The 2,565-nt window shown below is 38.0% G+C and carries 2 protein-coding genes; one reads left to right on the forward strand and one right to left on the reverse strand.

The window, feature by feature from the left end; translation table 11 throughout:
* The first annotated feature begins 535 nt into the window (after window positions 1-535).
* Window positions 536-1,309 carry a transporter substrate-binding domain-containing protein gene (locus CWC30_RS17570; protein ID WP_076920898.1) on the forward strand — a complete coding sequence of 258 codons (774 nt, stop codon included), beginning with the start codon at window positions 536-538 and terminating at the stop codon, window positions 1,307-1,309.
* Window positions 1,310-1,334: 25 nt separating this feature from the next.
* On the opposite strand, the gene CWC30_RS17575 is transcribed toward CWC30_RS17570, so the two are convergent.
* Window positions 1,335-2,258: a hypothetical protein gene (locus tag CWC30_RS17575; RefSeq protein WP_138627742.1), complete on the reverse strand. Its 924-nt coding sequence runs from the start codon at window positions 2,256-2,258 to the stop codon at window positions 1,335-1,337.
* Window positions 2,259-2,565: the final 307 nt, after the last annotated feature.

A 2,565-nucleotide genomic window follows, 5' to 3' on the forward strand; every position in this document is an offset into this window, starting at 1 on the left:
ATTTAGTGTTTGTTATTAATTATCGTAGGATAACTACTTTGAATTATCCAACATCGTCGGATGACGCCTCCGAATTATCCAACATCGTCGGATGACGCCTCCGAATTATCCAACATCGTCGGATGACGCCTCCGGATTATCCAACATCGTCGGATGGCGCCTCCGAATTATCCAACATCGTCGGATGGCGCCTCTGGCTTATCCAACCTACGTTAATTATTGGGAACGTAGGTCGGTTAAGTGGCGAAGCCGCGCCAAACGACATTGGGGGAAACACCCGACATTGGGGAAAACACCCGACATTAAGGGAAACACCCGACATTGGGGAAACACCCGCCATCAAGCAACGCCCAACATCAAAAAACATACCAAGAAAAAGCGCACACGCTCTAAACTTCCTTAATAAATATCAGGTAACATCCATTTAATCACGTTGCAAAGTCAGAATTTATTGCTTGAAAATTAATACTATGTTAACAAGTAGGCTATCTTATAAGATGAAATATCAGAAAGTATTCTAGGAAAGGATTTACCTGTGAAGTCTGCCGCACTCATTACATTACTATTGCTATTTATTTTTGCTGGGCAAGTTCAAGCTAAAACCCTAATCAAAGTGGGTGGCTATGAATTTCCTCCCTACATAGAGATTGTTGACGGCCGTGCTTCAGGTTTCACCGTAGAGCTAATTGCTGAGCTTAATAAAATACAATCTGACTATCATTTTGAGCTTGTGCTCACCACACCTATTCGGCGCTTTAAAGATTATCAGCAAGGTTTGTTCGATGCGGTATTTTTTGAAGATCCAAACTGGGGGTGGCTGCAAGGCAACCATATAATCAGTAACTCCCCTGTGATGGCAACAGACAGCGAAGTATTTATTGCTTTAAAGCAATTTGCAAAGTCACAAGCTTGGTTTGATAACTTAGACGATAAAACCCTCATTGGGATTTTAGGCTATCACTATCAGCTAGCAAACTTTGAAAACAATCCATCAATACTTGAAAACGAATATAAAATGATGTTACTGAGCAGTCATAAAAAAAGTATTGAATTAGTATTAAAAAAACGCAGCGATATGGCGATTGTTACCCGTTCTTACTTAAATCAATACCTCAATAAATACCCAGAAAGTAAAAAAAAGCTGCTTATCTCTGAACGCGTCGCGCAAACCTATAAACACCAATTATTAATTCGCCCTACACACCAACTTAATGTAAACACACTTTATAAAATAGTAAAAAAAACACTTGCACAAAATACCCTAGCAACCAAATTAAAAATACTTGGCCTACAACAACATGATATTTAGTGGTGCTGCTTTAATACTTAATAACTTAATGGCAATAACTAGAAAATTTGCTATTTTCATCGTGTGTCGCAAACTCAACTAAAGTCATCAATAAATCACTGTGTTTATGGGTAAAACCAGTACTAGAAAGGCGTTTTTCTAAATAGGACGTAAAGTTTTTTCGTTGCAGGTGTTGGCTATGTAATTTTATTAACAGCTCTGATTGCTTTTGGTTAATTAACCGCGTCTCGTAAATCGGGTCTTCATCTGGCCAATTCTCTACTGGAGAGCCCTTTTGTTGAAACACAAAATCACTCAACGAGCGTTCTATTTTATTATAATCATGCTCCCCTAGCAGTTTTTCTATTTCCTTTAATAAGCTTGAGTATAACACCCGAGGAAAAAGCTTATAAAAATCATGATTTTTGAAAGACTCACCAGAGGGCGTTTGCTGCCAATTTTCAAAGCTTGCTCGCAAAGCCTGAACTAATATACGCCCTACATAATGGCTTTTTTGAAACGAAACACCTTGCGACTCTAATCGTGATAAAACATGGTTTAACCGTTGCTTTAAACTACGTACTTCTAGTTGTAGTTCGCTTTTTTGAGTCTCTAGTAATTGTATTTCGTCAGCACTTGTTGTTATTTTTTGTTCTAGCTTATTTATTTTAACTTGTGCACCATGAAACAAATTGCGTGTATCTTTGAGCTCGGCCAATACACTGGCATTTTGTAATTTTATAGGCGAATTACCATCGCCTTTATAGGTTATGGTCTGTTTACTGTTTTTTAATGCTTCGTTTAACGCGTGCTCTAATTTACTGTCTATTACTTGACCAGACTTACTGCCTTTAAGTAAAGAATGTAAAGTTGAAGAAATATGTTTTTGGTACCAATTTTGGATCTGCTCACACTGCACATCAGATAAATTAGCAAATGGATTATCTTCACTTATTGGCTTGTTAGCCATAAAAATTCCCTCTAGTAAAAAGACTTTTAGTTGTTATGTCGTATTAAAGTGAAATTACTTACCTTTGCATGTTAATAGCTATCGCTTTTTAAGGCTATATTTAATTGTTTTTATACTAGGGTCTGTTGACCTTTGCGGATTACAATTTGTTCAAACTAGGGGCGGTTTAATCGCGGCGCGAGGTTTGTAACCTAGTGGGCTAAGTCAAAACCGAGCAAAAAAGAGAAAATTTCCCCTAGACACAACCCGAAGGGCAGCGCCAGTTTGGCATTAAAGATGCGTGATCGCCGATTTATGGGGAACAACC

The sequence above is a fragment of the Pseudoalteromonas sp. S4741 genome, from assembly GCF_005886135.1.
GTDB lineage: Bacteria > Pseudomonadota > Gammaproteobacteria > Enterobacterales > Alteromonadaceae > Pseudoalteromonas > Pseudoalteromonas tetraodonis.